Here is a 13,237-nt window from a genome sequence, read left to right as displayed (position 1 = left end):
TGGCCGCGACGCCGCCCTGTCGAACCGTGACCTAAGGTAAGGAGAAAGCGGTGTTTTCCAGCTTTTGCTTCTGTTGCAACCGCAGGTTTTTGTTATGGTGCGCACGGGCCGACGCCGGAGGGACGGCGGCAGCGCGGTCCGTCATGACAAGGAGGGTCGAATGCTGAAAGAATTCCAGGAATTCATTTCCAAAGGAAATGTGATGGACCTTGCGGTCGGCGTCATCATCGGCGCGGCCTTCAGCAAGATCGTCGATTCTCTTGTGAATGACATCATCATGCCTTTCATCGGCGCACTTGGTGGCGTCGACTTTTCCAACTACTTCATAGGCCTCTCATCAACAGTGCATTCGACCAATCTTGCCGAAGCGCGTAAGGAAGGCGCGGTGTTCGCCTACGGCAATTTTATCACCGTGGCGCTGAATTTCGTCATCCTGGCTTTCATCATCTTCCTTATGGTCAAGGCCGTGAACAACATGCGCAAGCGGCTCGAGCGCGAGAAGCCGGCCGCACCTGCGGCTCCGCCGCCGGCTGACGTCGCACTGCTCACCGAAATTCGCGATCTCCTCGCCAGGAAATAGACAAGGCCAGATTTCTGGACCAAAACCCCGGTCGTTCGCGGCCGGGGTTTTCTGTTGCCGTATCTGCTAAGAGCATCCGCCAATGCATGTCGCCCATAAGTGCGCAGCGGTTCTGGATAATGACATGCATCAAAGCAGACATCAAAACGGACCTGTTCATGACCCTGATCGATAGCTTGCGCGCCGAAGCGGTGGCCGCCCCCGAAAGCGGCATTGTCGCCGTCGTCAATTACGGCCGTACGCGCGAGGGCATGATCCCGCTCTGGGCCGGTGAAGGCGATTTGCCGACGCCTGCCTTCATTTCGGAAGCCGCCGCCAAGGGGCTCGCCAATGGCGAGACCTTCTATACCTGGCAGAAAGGCATTCCGGAGCTGAGGCAAGCGCTTTCTCGCTACTATGCCAGGCATTTCGGCAAGAGCTTCGCCGAAGAGGAATTCATCGCCACCGGTTCCGGCATGCATGCCATTCAGTTGGCATTAGCCGCGGTCGCCGGCAGCGGCGACGAGGTGGTCTATCTCTCCCCGGCCTGGCCGAATTTCGCCGCCGCCGCCGGTATTTCCGGCGCTACCCCGGTTGCGGTCACGCTCGACCAGTCGGGCAATGGCTGGTCCTGCGATGTCGACAAGATTGCGGCTGCGGTGACGCCGCGCACCAAGGCGCTGTTCGTCAACACGCCATCGAACCCCACCGGCTGGACGGCCGATAAGGAAACGCTGCAGGCGATCCTGAATCTCGCCCGCCAAAAGGGCCTGTGGATCATCGCCGACGAGATCTATTCGCTGTTCCACTACGGCCACGGCCGTGCGCCGTCCTTCCTCGACATTTCGACCGCGGAAGACCGCATCCTGTTCGTCAACTCCTTTTCCAAGAACTGGGCGATGACCGGCTGGCGCGTCGGCTGGATCAAGACCCATCCCGAGCTGCAGCAGGTGTTCGAGAATCTGATCCAGTATTCGACCTCAGGCGTCGCCCAGTTCATGCAGCGCGGCGCCGTCGCGGCGCTGGACCACGGTGATGCCTTCATCGTCGAGCAGGTGGAGCGCGCCAGGAAAGCGCGCGACCTGGTCTGCGATATTCTCGGCGCAACCGGCAAAGCGCGCTTCACCGTGCCGCAAGGCGCGTTCTATTTGTTTTTCACGGTCGACGGCATCACCGATCCGCGCCGGGCTGCTTTCGACATCGTCGACAAGGCCAATGTCGGCCTGGCGCCGGGCACCGCCTTCGGCCCTGGCGGAGAGGCGTTTTTGCGCCTGTGCTTCCACCGCCGCCTCGACCAGCTCGAGGAAGCGGCACATCGCTTGGCGGGATGGATGAGGACGGTTTGAGATAAATGGGCGGCGGCTTCAGCCGCCCGACTTCGGCACCAGCAGCGGCACAATCCGGTCGCTCTTGGCGACAGTGGGCCGTCCGGCGGAGCCGTAGGGAATGCCGAGCGCATCCCATGTCTCGATCAGCGCGTCCTGAAGTCCCGCAATCAGCGCATCGGTATGGAACGGCGTCGGGGTGATGCGCAGCCGCTCGGTGCCGCGCGGCACGGTCGGATAGTTGATCGGCTGGATGTAGATGCCGTGCACGCCGAGCAGACGGTCGCTGGCCATCTTGCAGAGTTCGGGGTCACCGACCAGCACCGGCACGATGTGTGTCGGCGATTCCATCACCGGCAGGCCGGCTGCAGACAGAACCTCCTTGGTCCGCGACGCCTGGCGCTGTTGCGCATCGCGCTCGGCTTGCGAGCGCTTGAGGTGGCGGATGGAGGTGGTGGCGGCGGCGGCGACGGCCGGCGGCAGCGCCGTGGTGAAGATGAAGCCCGGAGCATAGGAGCGCACCGCGTCGATGACGGCGCTGTTGCCGGCGATATAGCCGCCCAGCGTGCCGAATGCCTTGGCCAGCGTGCCTTCGATGATGTCGATGCGGTCGGCCAGCCCCTCGCGCTCGGTGATGCCGCCGCCGCGCGGTCCGTACATGCCGACGGCATGGACCTCGTCAATATAGGTCATGGCGTTGCAGCGTTCGGCGAGCTCGACGATCTGCTTGATCGGCGCGATGTCGCCATCCATCGAATAGACGCTCTCGAACACGATCAGCTTGGCGCGTTCGCGGCCCGCCGCCTGCAGCAGGCTTTCGAGATGCGCGACGTCGTTGTGGCGGAAAATCTTCTTTTCGGCACCCGAGCGCCGCACGCCTTCGATCATCGAGGCATGGTTGAGCTCGTCCGAAATGATCAGGCAATTGGGCAAAAGCCGCGCAATGGTCGAGATCGAGGCCTCGTTGGAGACGAAGCCGGAGGTGAAGACGAGCGCGGCTTCCTTGTCGTGCAGGTCGGCCAGTTCCAACTCAAGCTCGACCAACGGGTTCGAGGTGCCGGAAATGTTGCGGGTGCCGCCGGCGCCCGAACCCATCTTGCCGGCCGCGTTCTGGAAAGCGGCGATGACATCGGGGTTCTGGCCCATGCCGAGATAGTCGTTGGAGCACCAGACGGTGATTTCCTCGGCGCGGCCGTTGGAACGCCAGATAGCGCGCGGAAACTTGCCGACAATGCGCTCGAGATCGGCGAAAACCCGGTAGCGCCGCTCGGCGTGGAGCTGATCGATCGCTTCCTCGAAGAACCGCTGATAGTTCATGTCGCCTTCCCAGTTTTGCGCGGGATCATAATCGTTGGCCCATTCGTCGTCCACCGGGCCGTTTTGGTCAAAATGCCACGCCCCAAGCCTGTTCCTAACGATGCCAGATCGTGGCCTATTCCCTTGATGTGGATCAATTTTGTTTCCGTACGATGCCACAGGCCGGTGAGACTGTTACGGATTTAACATTCAGGCGTTTCTAATGGCCTTGCCGCAGGCTTTCCAGTAAGGCGGTGATTGAGACAGTTTCCGATAAATCATGAGTAAAAGAGGACACGGATGACGGTTTTGGTAACGGGCGGCGCCGGTTATATCGGCAGCCACATGGTCTGGGAACTGCTGGATGCCGGCGAGAGCGTCGTCGTTCTCGACCGCCTTTCCACCGGCTTCGAGTGGGCGGTAGCGCCGGAAGCCAAGCTTGTCGTCGGCGATGTCGCCGATAGGGAATTGGTCGGCCAGATCATCCGCGAGAACAAAGTCGACGCGATCATCCACTTCGCCGGTTCCATCGTGGTGCCGGAGTCGGTTGCCGACCCGCTCGCTTATTACGAGAATAACACCTCCAAGACCCGCACGCTGATCGAAACCGCGGTGCGCGAGGGCGTGCCGCATTTCATCTTCTCCTCGACCGCCGCCGTCTATGGCGGCGCCGGCCTGGAGCCGGTGCGTGAGGATGCCCGCCTGGCGCCGGAATCGCCCTACGGCCAGTCCAAGCTGATGAGCGAATGGATGCTGCGCGATGCAGCGCTTGCGCATCCCTTGCGCTACACGGCGCTGCGCTACTTCAACGTCGCCGGCGCCGATCCCAGGGGCCGGACGGGGCAGTCGACGCCTGGCGCCACGCATCTGATCAAGGTCGCCTGCGAGACCGCGCTCGGCAAACGCCCCTTCATGCAGGTGTTCGGCACCGATTATCCGACGCCGGACGGCACCTGCATGCGCGATTATATCCATGTCAGCGACCTGGCTGCGGCGCACCGGCTGGCGCTGCAGCGCCTGCGCGCCGGCGGCGGCAGCCTCGTCGCCAATTGCGGCTACAGCCACGGCTATTCGGTGCTCGAGGTCATCGACAGCGTGCGGCGCGCCTTCGGCCGGGATTTCGAGGTCAAGATGGGCGACCGGCGCCCCGGCGACGCCGCCGCCGTGGTTGCCAATTCGGACCTTGCACGCGCCGAACTCGGCTGGACCCCGCAACGCGACGACCTCGACCAGATCGTCGCCGATGCGCTCGCCTGGGAGCGTATCCTCACCGGCAAGAACTCCGCGCGGGGCTGAGCCGGGCACTTCCGAGGGCTCGCAAGGCGCGCGGCGAAGCGCTATTGAAGGCATTGGCGATGCGGCGTGGAGGCGCTGCGCCGCGAAGAGATTTGGGGGGTGGCATGAAGATAACGGTGCTTGGAGCCGGTGTTGTCGGCACCGCGGCCGCGTATTATCTGGCCGCCGACGGCCATGAGGTCACCGTTATCGAGCGCCATCCGGCGCCGGCGCGCGGCACCAGCCAGTCCAATGCCGGTCTGGTGTCGCCGGGCGACGCCACCGCCTGGGCCTCGCCAGCGGCGCTGAAGACCTTCCTGCGCGCGCTCTGGAACCATGATCTCGGCATCAAGGTCAGGCTGCGCTTCGATCCTTATTTCCTCGCCTGGAGCCTGCGCTTCCTGCGCCAGTGCACGGTGGCGCGCCTGCGCGCCAACAGCCAGGTCAAACTGCGCCTGGCGCTCTATTCGCGCGACTGCATCAACGCGCTCTCCGACGCCACCGGCATCCACTATGACGAGCGCAAGAAGGGCATTCTTTATTTCTTCCGCTCGCAGCACAGCCTCGACACCGGCACCGACAACTACCAGTTTCTGGCGAAGCATGGCCTGCCGATCGAGATCGTGGGCCGCGACCGGCTGGTCGAACTTGAGCCCGGGCTCGCGGGCGTGAAGGAAAAGATCGCCGGCGGCGTTTATTCGCCGATCGACCAGACCGGGGATTCCAGGATATTCGTCGACGGGCTCGCCGCCTATGCTGCCGAAAAGCTTGGCGTCAGATTCCTGTTCGACACCACGGTCGAGGGGCTCGACATAGAGGGCGACTGGGTACGTGCGGTCATGACATCGGCCGGCCCGGTGACGGGCGACGCCGTCGTCATCGCCATGGGCCCCGAGAGCGGCCTGATCGGTCGCCGCTACGGTATCGACCTGCCCGTCTATCCGGTTAAAGGCTATAGCGCGACCATCCCGCTGGAGGACGAGAGCAAGGGACCGACCATGGGCGGCGCCGACGAGGACCGGCTGGTTGGCTACTCCAGGCTCGGAAACCGCCTGCGCATGTCCTCGACAGCCGAGTTCACCGGCTTCGACCGCAGCTTCAAGCCCAGCGACTTCAAGTCCATGCTGAGCACCGGCAAAGACCTTTTCCCTGGCGCTTTCGACGAGAAGAAGGCGCTGTTGTGGGCAGGTCTGCGGCCGATGATGCCCAACTCGGTGCCGGTCATCGGCAAGGCGAAATACAAGAACCTTTACCTCGACACCGGCCACGGCCATGTCGGCTGGACCATGGCCTGCGGCTCGGGCAAGTTCCTGGCCGACCTCGTCGCCGGCCGCAAGCCGGAGATCGACCCGCAAGGGCTGGTCTACGGGAACTGAGGGAGCTCTAGTCGTCGTGTTGGCATGGAGTCCATTCGCCGTGCACCCATTCGGCAAGCCATCCGCGCTCAAGCTGGCCAATCTGTGCCAAGTTTTCCTGCCTGGCGGTCAAATGGCCGAGACCGATAACTTCGAAATCTCCACAGTCCGCAGGATGATCATGTTCGCCGCAGGTCAGTTGCCACTCACCATCGAAATGATGAACGACCAGCGTCACCGGCCTCTCCGATCGAAAGACGTGCCCACATACAATTGCTCTGGTTTCCAACATTGAGGCCGTCACTGCGCAAAGTTTGACAAATATCGTACGACGATCTGGAAGATGCATCTGGCTGACAGATTCTACAAACCCTGAGTGACGAAATGTCGGGACCGCAAGTCGCTATCGACCTTGGCCGCATCGAGCGCAACGCCCGCACCATCGTCGAGCGCTGCGCGCTGTCCGGCATCAAGGTGTTCGGAGTTACGAAGGGCACATGCGGCATGCCGCAAGTGGCGCGGGCCATGCTGCGCGGCGGTGTTGCCGGCATCGCGGAATCGCGCTTCGAAAACATCCGCCGGCTGCGCGACAGCGGCATCAATGCGCCGGTCATGCTGCTGCGCAGCCCGCCCATGGCGCGCGTCGAGGAGGTCGTGCGCACCGTCGACATCAGCCTGCAGTCGGAACTGACCACCATCCGCGAGATATCGCGCATTGCCGAGCGCATGGGCCGCGTCCACGATATCATGCTGATGATCGATCTCGGCGATCTCCGCGAAGGCATCTGGCCAAGCGACCTGATCCCCACCGTCGAGCAGATCCTGGAATTCAAGGGCGTGCGCATCGCCGGCATCGGCACCAATCTCGGCTGCTTCGGCGCCATAATGCCGACGCCGGAGAACCTTGGCCAACTCGTCGCCCATGCCTACAAGACCGAGCGCCTGTCCGGCAAAAGCCTCGACTTCATTTCCGGCGGCGCCTCGTCGTCGCTGACGCTGCTGCTCGAAGGCAAGCTGCCGCCCGGCATCAACAATCTGCGCGTGGGCGAGGCGATCCTGCAAGGCGGTGTCGAAACCTTTCGCGACGTGCCGTGGCCCGAACTCGAACCCGATGCCTGCCGGCTGACCAGCGACATCATCGAGGTCAAACTCAAGCCTTCGCGGCCGATCGGCACATCCGGCTACGACGCCTTCGGCAACCAGCCGGTCTTCGCCGACGAGGGCGACCGGCTGCGCGCCATCGCCAATATAGGCCGCGAGGACGTGCTGGTCGAAGGGCTGACGCCGATCGCCAAGGGGGTGAGGGTGCTCGGCGCTTCCAGCGACCATCTGCTGCTCGATGTGCAGGATGCCGATCCGCGACCTACCGTCGGCGACCGTGTCGCCTTCCGCATGAATTATGGCGCCATGCTTCTGGCGATGACCTCGGAATATGTCGAGAAGGCGCCGATGCACGACGTCGCGGATTTCTCCGGCCGCAAGATGGTGTCGATCTCGGCCGAACCGGAAGCCGGCGGGATTATCGCCCGCGAGGGAACCGGCGCGCGTCTGGAGGCGATGAATTTCGACGTGGTCGAACTCGCCGACGTCGAGCGGCCGCCCTCGGGCTTGATCCGGCTCGCTGCCGGCGCCGATCGCCGTATCGCCCACAAGGCGCTGACCGCAACGGCGCGCGCGACGCATTCCTTCGGCCTGATCTGGATCGATTCCATCGCCGCCCTGATGCCCGAGTACGAGGAGGCCAAAGACATGCCTGAAGTCTCGGTGCTGGCCCGCGCGCTCGGTCTCGATCACAAGCCCTGCGCACTGCAGCCGCAGCTGTCGCCGGAAAATGTCGTCATCGTCGGCCTGCGCCATGCCGATCCGGCGGAGGCAAGGGTGCTCAAGGATTCGCGTGTCTCGGCCTTCACCATGACCGACATCGACGCCATGGGCATGCGCGACCTCATGCATGAGGCGATCCGCATCGCGACGTCGGGCACGCAGGGCTTTCACGTCAGCTATTCGCCGACGGCGACCGAATTTACCGGCTGGGCTGCGGGCTCGGGCGGGCTGACGGTGCGCGAGACGCATCAGGCAATGGAGGCGATCTCGCTGTCCGGCGGTCTGCTGTCGATGGATGTTTCCGGGCTGACCGCCGGTCTGGAGCCGCGGATCGGCGCCGACGCCATCAACTTCGTCATGTCGGCCTTTGGCAAGCGGATTTTGTGATCAGCCTTGCGCCTCGACTGCCGCGCGCCACGCGGTGACATAGGCCGCCCAGACCGGGTCGGTCTGCGGTTCAGTTCTCTCGCCCTTGCCGTGTGGAACGGACTGATCCGTTGCCAGCAGCGCCGCGCCGATGCTGGTGCCGGTGGCGGCCTCGGAGGCGATGACGATTCGCGCGGTCGCTGCCGCCAGCATGCCGACAAAGAGGCGGTTGCGGGCAAACGGTCCTTCCACGGTGGTCGGGCCGTCGGCGCCGATCAGCTCAAGGCAGGTCGCCGTCATCAGCGCCAGATAGAAGGAGATGGCGGCGAACCGCTCGCCTTTGCTGATGCCCTCGGCACCAAGCCATGCCGCGGCATGGTGCGGGAACGGTCCTGATCCCTGCTGGGTAGAAGGCAAAAGCAGCATCTTTTTTGTCAGAACGGCCAGCACCTCGCTGCCGCTGCAGTCCTGCGGCTTGTCCTTGGTCAGCTGGGAAAACTCACGGCCACCCATGAAACGCGCCGAGGGCACGGGGTCGCCCAGCGCGCTGACATTGACCAGCGTGTCGCGCGCAGCATCGAGCGCAATCTCTCTGCCGCCGACCGCCATCGATACCACCCAGGTGCCGGTCGAGACGACCGAGAAGGGCGGCTCGTCGGACAGAAGATGCGGCAATAGGGAGGCGTTGGAATCGTGCAGTCCGCAGAAAACCGGGGTCTGCGGATCGAGCCCGGTGCGCGCGGCAAGCGCCGGCAGGATCGGGCCGAGCTGGTCCCTGGCCGGCCGCACCGATGCCATCAGCCTGCGCCAATCCAGCCTGTCGACCATCGAGGAAAAGTCCGCCTCCCAAGGGCTCCACAGATCGGTGTGGCAGCCGAGCGAGGTCACCTCATTGGCGGCAACGCCGGTCAGGCGCAGCGCCCAGTATTGCGGATACATCAGCATCGCGGCGGCCTTGGCGAATTCGGTGGGGAAACGCTTCTCAAGCCAGAAGAATTGCGCACCGAGATTGAGGCCGACCGGCAGGCGCGGCGTACCGGTTTTGGCGAAGGGCGCTCGGACAGCGTCATACTCCGCCGCCAGCCGGTCGGGGCCGTCGAACTCGTAGTCAAGCACCGGCAGCACCAGCTCGCCCGAGGCGTCGACCAGCACGCCGGTCGCACCATGCGTGGTGATCGAAATCGCGTCGATACGCTGTTCGCGGTCGAGGCTGGCAAGGCTGTTGAGGATAAACGTCCACAGCGCCTCGACATCGTGATGCGGATAGGGCGCTTGTCGCAGCGGCGCGTTCGCCATGCGGCGCAACCCCACCTCGCTCAGCGTGACGAGATCGACCAGCGCCACCTTGGCGTTGGTCTTGCCGATGTCGATGACGGCGATGTGGCGCAGCGCACTCATGCCATATGGAACATTGTTTCCAGGGGGATGGCCACCGGTTGGTTGTCCGGCCTGGTCTCCATGATGTCGGCCATGTGCGCCCACCAGCGCTGCATCACCGGATACTTCGGCAGGTCGGCCATGCCATGGTCGTCCCGCCGCCACAGCACGCCGAACAGGATGTTGGTGTCTTCATCGAGATGGATCGAATAATCGGCGACGCCGGCCTCTCTCAGCAGCGCCACCAGCGACGGCCAGATCTCATCGTGGCGCTTTTTGTACTCGGCTTTCATGCCGGGTTTGAGCTGCATCTTGAAGGCGTATTTCTCAGGCATCAGCTGTTACCACGCAGCTGTCGCCAGACGATCGGCAGCGCGATGACGAAGATCAAGAGCAGGCCGATGAAGATCGACATGACGATGCCGGGCACGTTGAGCAGGCCGAGGCCGAAGGTCACCAGCCCCATGATAAAGGCGGCGAGCACGACGCCAACAATGCTGCCGGAGCCGCCCAGAATGCTGACGCCGCCCAGCACCACCATGGTGATGACCTCAAGCTCGTAGCCCTGCGCGATGGACGGCCGCGTCGAGCCGAGCCGCGAGGTGATCAGCACCGAGGCGATGCCCGCCATCAGTCCGGTCAGGCAAAACAGGATGAATTTGATGCGGCCGACGCGAACGCCGGAAAACTGTGCCGCGACCGGATTGTTGCCGGTGGCAAAGACACGGCGGCCGAAGCTGGTGCGATGCAGCAGGAACCAGTAGGCGACGGCCGCGATGAGGAAGAGCACCAGTTCGAACGACACCACCCACCAGACGTAACCCTGGCCCAAGAAAGCAAAACTCTCGGGATAGCCTTTGTAGGCCTGATCGCCCAGGATGATGAAGGCGATGCCGCGAAACAGGCTCATCGTGCCGATGGTGACGACGATGGAGGGCAGGCCGAGCCTTGTCACCAGGAGCCCGTTGAAGGCGCCGCAACCGAGCCCGACGACGATGCCGATAGCCACCAGCACCGGCGTGTCGGCGCCGGCCTGCACAGCCATGCCCATCATGGTCGAGGCGAGCGCGATGATGGCGGCGACCGACAGGTCGATCTCGCCCGAAATGATCAGCAGCGCCATCGCGAAGGCGATCAGGCCTTTCTCGGTGAAATTGAAAGTCAGATCCGACAGGGAGTAGGCGTCGAGGAAATAGGGCGAGGCGAAACTGTTGATGGCGAAGATGGCGACCGCCACGACGACCAGCAGCGCCTCCCAGGAAAAGATCGCCGAGGAGAGCGGCTTGTCGAGCCGGTCGGGAATGTGGCGCGGGGCGGGGGTGTCGGTCATGCCGCTTCCGCTTTCCTCAGGATAATCCGCCCCTGCTGACGTTCGCCACGCGCGTTGAGCACGACGGCCAGGATGATGGCGCTGCCTGAAATCGCCATCTGCCAGAAGGGCGAGATGTTGATGACGGGCAGCGCGTTGGAAATGATGCCGAGGAACAGCGCCCCTAACACCGCGCCCCCGACCGAGCCGATGCCGCCGGCAATCGAAATGCCGCCGATGACGCAGGCGGCGATGATGTTGAGTTCATAGCCGTTGGCGACCTCGACCGAGGCGATGACATAACGAGAAATCCAGAGATAACCGGCGAGCCCGCCGATCATGCCGGAAATGCAGAAGACGATGAATTTGGTTCGGCCGACATCGATGCCGGCATAGACCGACGCCGTCGGGTTGACGCCGATGGCATAGATCGAACGGCCAAGCGCGGTTCGCGTCATCACCACGAAGAACAGCGCGATGACCAGTATGGCGATCCAGGACAGAACCGGAATGCCCAGGAAAGCTGCGCGCTGGAAGCCGATGAACTCAGGGCTCATCTTGTCGGCATTGACCCATGCGCCGCCGGACAGGACGAAGGTGGCGCCGCGATAGATGGTGAGCGTGCCCAATGTCACCACGATCGAAGGGATGTTCAGCCGCCACACCAGCAGGCCGTTGATGGCGCCGAGCACCAGTCCGACGGCCAGCGCAATGACGATCAGCAGCGGGATCGGGATCGCCGGATGCGCGGCGTTCAGCATCGCCACCACCATGCCGGTGAAGCACAGGTTGGAGGCCATCGACAGGTCGATCGAGCGGGTCAGGATGACGACCATCTGTCCCAGCGCCAGGATCATCAGGATCGAGGTGTCGTTGAACACCTGGGCGAGATTGCCGGGGTCGGCAAAGGCCGGGAAGCGCGTCGAGATCAGAGCAATCAAAGCGACGATCGCCGCTGCCAGCCAGATCTCGCGGAATTTCAGGAGAGCCTTCATGCCGCGATCCCCGCTGCCGTCCGGACCAGCGTTTCGGCGTCCAGCCCCTTATTATCGTAGACCGCCGCAACCAGCCCTTCGCGCATGACGACGACGCGGTCGGACATGCCCAGAATCTCCGGCAGTTCCGACGACACCATGATCACCGACAGGCCCTGCGCGACGAGCTCGGCCATGAAGCCGTGGACGGCGGCCTTGGAGCCGATGTCGATGCCCTTGGTCGGCTCATCCAGGATGATCACCTTGGGCGCCGTCGCCAGCCATTTGGCGATGACGATCTTCTGTTGGTTGCCGCCCGACAGCGTGCCGACATCCTGGCTGAGCGAGGAGGCCCTGAGGTCAAGCCGCTCGGTGTAGGAGCGGGCGAGCGCGAATTCTTCCGACAATCGCAGCAGGCCGGATTTGGAGGTGCGCTTCAGCGAAGGCAGCGAGACATTCTGGAAGATCGGCAGGCCGATCACCACGCCCTGCTTGCCGCGCTCTTCCGGCACATAGACGATGCCGGCTTCGATGGAATCCGCCGCCGATTTCGGCGTGATCGTCTTGCCTTCCAGCGTGATCGTTCCACCCGATATGCGGGTGATGCCCGATATCGCCTGCATCACCTCTGACCGCCCGGCGCCGACAAGGCCGTAGAAACCGAGGATCTCGCCCTTGTGCAGTTCGAAGCCGATGTCGTTGAATTCGGTCGGGTGCGAAAGGCCAGCGACCGACAGCACCGGCGCGCCGATCTCGGCCTTGCGTTGCGGAAAGATGTGATCGACCGAGCGGCCGACCATCATGCGCACGATCTGGCTCTGGCCGGTATCCTTGATAAGGCCCTCGCCAACCATCTCGCCGTCGCGGAACACGGTGTAGCGATCGGCGATCCGATAGATCTCGTCGAACTTGTGGCTGATGAACAGGATCGCCTTGCCTTCCTCCTTGAGGAATTCGATCAGCAGGAAAAGCTCCTCGATCTCCTTCATCGAAAGGGCTGCGGTCGGCTCATCCATGATGACGATCTGCGCATCGATCGACATCGCGCGAGCAACCGCTACCAGATGCTTGTTGGCGATGCCGAGGTCTTTCAGCCGCGCATCGGCGTTGATATGGCCGGCATGCATGGTGTCGAGCACTTCGCGCGCGTGTTTTCGCATGGTGCGCCAGTCGATGGTGCCTAGCCGCGTGCGCGGCGCATGGCCGAGAAAAATGTTTTCGGCGACGCTCAGATCGTCGAACAGGACGGTTTCCTGATGAATGGCGGTGACGCCGTGGCCGAAGGCGGCATGCGCGCTGGGCAGGGTGACGGCCTGGCCGTCAATGCTGATCGTGCCGGCGTCGGGCTGGTAGATGCCGGTCATGATCTTGACCAGCGTCGACTTGCCGGCACCGTTTTCACCGATCAGCGCCGTAACCTGGCCGGGGTAAAGCGACAGGCTGACATTGTGCAGCGCGCGCACGCCGGGAAAGCTTTTGGAGACGCCGGACAGCGTCAGGCGCGGGGCAGGACCCGTGGGCTCCTCCTTCGCAATGCCGTGCTGGGCTGTCGTGTCCATATCCGTATCAAGCCCTGA

12 protein-coding genes are annotated in these 13,237 nt (G+C 63.4%); 5 read left to right on the top strand and 7 right to left on the bottom strand.

All coding sequences use genetic code 11. The features are described from left to right. Window positions 1-160: 160 nt before the first annotated feature. Entirely contained in the window at window positions 161-580 is a 420-nt protein-coding gene (gene mscL / locus NKJ64_RS24220) for a large conductance mechanosensitive channel protein MscL (protein WP_023726824.1), read from the top strand. A gap of 158 nt (window positions 581-738) precedes the next feature. After that, window positions 739-1,905 (top strand): pyridoxal phosphate-dependent aminotransferase, encoded by a 1,167-nt coding sequence (locus tag NKJ64_RS24215; protein ID WP_023669650.1) that lies wholly within the window; start codon window positions 739-741, stop codon window positions 1,903-1,905. A gap of 18 nt (window positions 1,906-1,923) precedes the next feature. Here NKJ64_RS24215 and hemA read toward each other — a convergent pair whose 3' ends face one another. Beyond that, window positions 1,924-3,201 carry a 5-aminolevulinate synthase gene (gene hemA, locus NKJ64_RS24210; RefSeq protein WP_023703424.1) on the bottom strand — a complete coding sequence of 426 codons (1,278 nt, stop codon included), beginning with the start codon at window positions 3,199-3,201 and terminating at the stop codon, window positions 1,924-1,926. A gap of 279 nt (window positions 3,202-3,480) precedes the next feature. Between hemA and galE the strand changes: the two genes are divergently transcribed. Together galE and NKJ64_RS24200 are read left to right on the top strand one after the other, a co-directional pair. Further along, the gene (gene galE / locus NKJ64_RS24205; protein WP_023703423.1) at window positions 3,481-4,476 is read left to right on the top strand and encodes a UDP-glucose 4-epimerase GalE; all 996 of its coding nucleotides are present in this window, start codon (window positions 3,481-3,483) and stop codon (window positions 4,474-4,476) included. A gap of 104 nt (window positions 4,477-4,580) precedes the next feature. Beyond that, complete coding sequence (locus tag NKJ64_RS24200) at window positions 4,581-5,831, top strand: D-amino acid dehydrogenase (protein ID WP_023669653.1); 1,251 nt, start codon at window positions 4,581-4,583, stop codon at window positions 5,829-5,831. Between the two features lie 7 nt (window positions 5,832-5,838). On the opposite strand, the gene NKJ64_RS24195 is transcribed toward NKJ64_RS24200, so the two are convergent. Further along, entirely contained in the window at window positions 5,839-6,048 is a 210-nt protein-coding gene (locus tag NKJ64_RS24195) for a hypothetical protein (RefSeq protein ID WP_023703422.1), read from the bottom strand. Between the two features lie 146 nt (window positions 6,049-6,194). On the opposite strand from NKJ64_RS24195, the gene NKJ64_RS24190 reads away from it, so the two are divergent. Further along, window positions 6,195-8,021: an alanine racemase gene (locus NKJ64_RS24190; RefSeq protein ID WP_023726823.1), complete on the top strand. Its 1,827-nt coding sequence runs from the start codon at window positions 6,195-6,197 to the stop codon at window positions 8,019-8,021. On the opposite strand, the gene NKJ64_RS24185 is transcribed toward NKJ64_RS24190, so the two are convergent. The 5 genes from NKJ64_RS24185 to NKJ64_RS24165 are packed head-to-tail and all read right to left on the bottom strand — an operon-like array spanning window position 8,022 to window position 13,219. Continuing rightward, window positions 8,022-9,398, bottom strand: a complete 1,377-nt coding sequence (locus NKJ64_RS24185) for an FGGY-family carbohydrate kinase (protein WP_023745311.1) — start codon at window positions 9,396-9,398, stop codon at window positions 8,022-8,024. It abuts the gene before it with no gap. Further along, window positions 9,395-9,712 (bottom strand): L-rhamnose mutarotase, encoded by a 318-nt coding sequence (gene rhaM / locus NKJ64_RS24180; protein WP_023827390.1) that lies wholly within the window; start codon window positions 9,710-9,712, stop codon window positions 9,395-9,397. The genes NKJ64_RS24185 and rhaM overlap by 4 nt, the downstream gene beginning before the upstream one ends. Continuing rightward, window positions 9,712-10,707, bottom strand: coding sequence for an ABC transporter permease (locus NKJ64_RS24175; RefSeq protein WP_023827389.1), 996 nt, complete (start codon window positions 10,705-10,707; stop codon window positions 9,712-9,714). The genes rhaM and NKJ64_RS24175 overlap by 1 nt, the downstream gene beginning before the upstream one ends. Next, window positions 10,704-11,681, bottom strand: a complete 978-nt coding sequence (locus NKJ64_RS24170; protein WP_023699531.1) for an ABC transporter permease — start codon at window positions 11,679-11,681, stop codon at window positions 10,704-10,706. The genes NKJ64_RS24175 and NKJ64_RS24170 overlap by 4 nt, the downstream gene beginning before the upstream one ends. Continuing rightward, window positions 11,678-13,219 carry a sugar ABC transporter ATP-binding protein gene (locus NKJ64_RS24165; RefSeq protein WP_023708171.1) on the bottom strand — a complete coding sequence of 514 codons (1,542 nt, stop codon included), beginning with the start codon at window positions 13,217-13,219 and terminating at the stop codon, window positions 11,678-11,680. Before NKJ64_RS24165 ends, NKJ64_RS24170 begins: the two co-directional genes overlap by 4 nt. Window positions 13,220-13,237: the final 18 nt, after the last annotated feature.

This window comes from Mesorhizobium sp. M0062 (genome assembly GCF_040323125.1).
Classification (GTDB): domain Bacteria; phylum Pseudomonadota; class Alphaproteobacteria; order Rhizobiales; family Rhizobiaceae; genus Mesorhizobium.
This window is presented reverse-complemented; position numbering and strand designations above follow the sequence as displayed.

Bases quoted from the DNA above. Each gene is read 5' to 3' on its own strand.
- mscL (WP_023726824.1), top strand. From the start codon at position 161: ATGCTGAAAGAATTCCAGGAATTCATTTCCAAAGGAAATGTGATGGAC.
- NKJ64_RS24215 (WP_023669650.1), top strand. From the start codon at position 739: ATGACCCTGATCGATAGCTTGCGCGCCGAAGCGGTGGCCGCCCCCGAA.
- hemA (WP_023703424.1), bottom strand. From the start codon at position 3,201: ATGAACTATCAGCGGTTCTTCGAGGAAGCGATCGATCAGCTCCACGCC.
- galE (WP_023703423.1), top strand. From the start codon at position 3,481: ATGACGGTTTTGGTAACGGGCGGCGCCGGTTATATCGGCAGCCACATG.
- NKJ64_RS24200 (WP_023669653.1), top strand. From the start codon at position 4,581: ATGAAGATAACGGTGCTTGGAGCCGGTGTTGTCGGCACCGCGGCCGCG.
- NKJ64_RS24190 (WP_023726823.1), top strand. From the start codon at position 6,195: ATGTCGGGACCGCAAGTCGCTATCGACCTTGGCCGCATCGAGCGCAAC.
- NKJ64_RS24185 (WP_023745311.1), bottom strand. From the start codon at position 9,398: ATGAGTGCGCTGCGCCACATCGCCGTCATCGACATCGGCAAGACCAAC.
- rhaM (WP_023827390.1), bottom strand. From the start codon at position 9,712: ATGCCTGAGAAATACGCCTTCAAGATGCAGCTCAAACCCGGCATGAAA.
- NKJ64_RS24175 (WP_023827389.1), bottom strand. From the start codon at position 10,707: ATGACCGACACCCCCGCCCCGCGCCACATTCCCGACCGGCTCGACAAG.
- NKJ64_RS24170 (WP_023699531.1), bottom strand. From the start codon at position 11,681: ATGAAGGCTCTCCTGAAATTCCGCGAGATCTGGCTGGCAGCGGCGATC.
- NKJ64_RS24165 (WP_023708171.1), bottom strand. From the start codon at position 13,219: ATGGACACGACAGCCCAGCACGGCATTGCGAAGGAGGAGCCCACGGGT.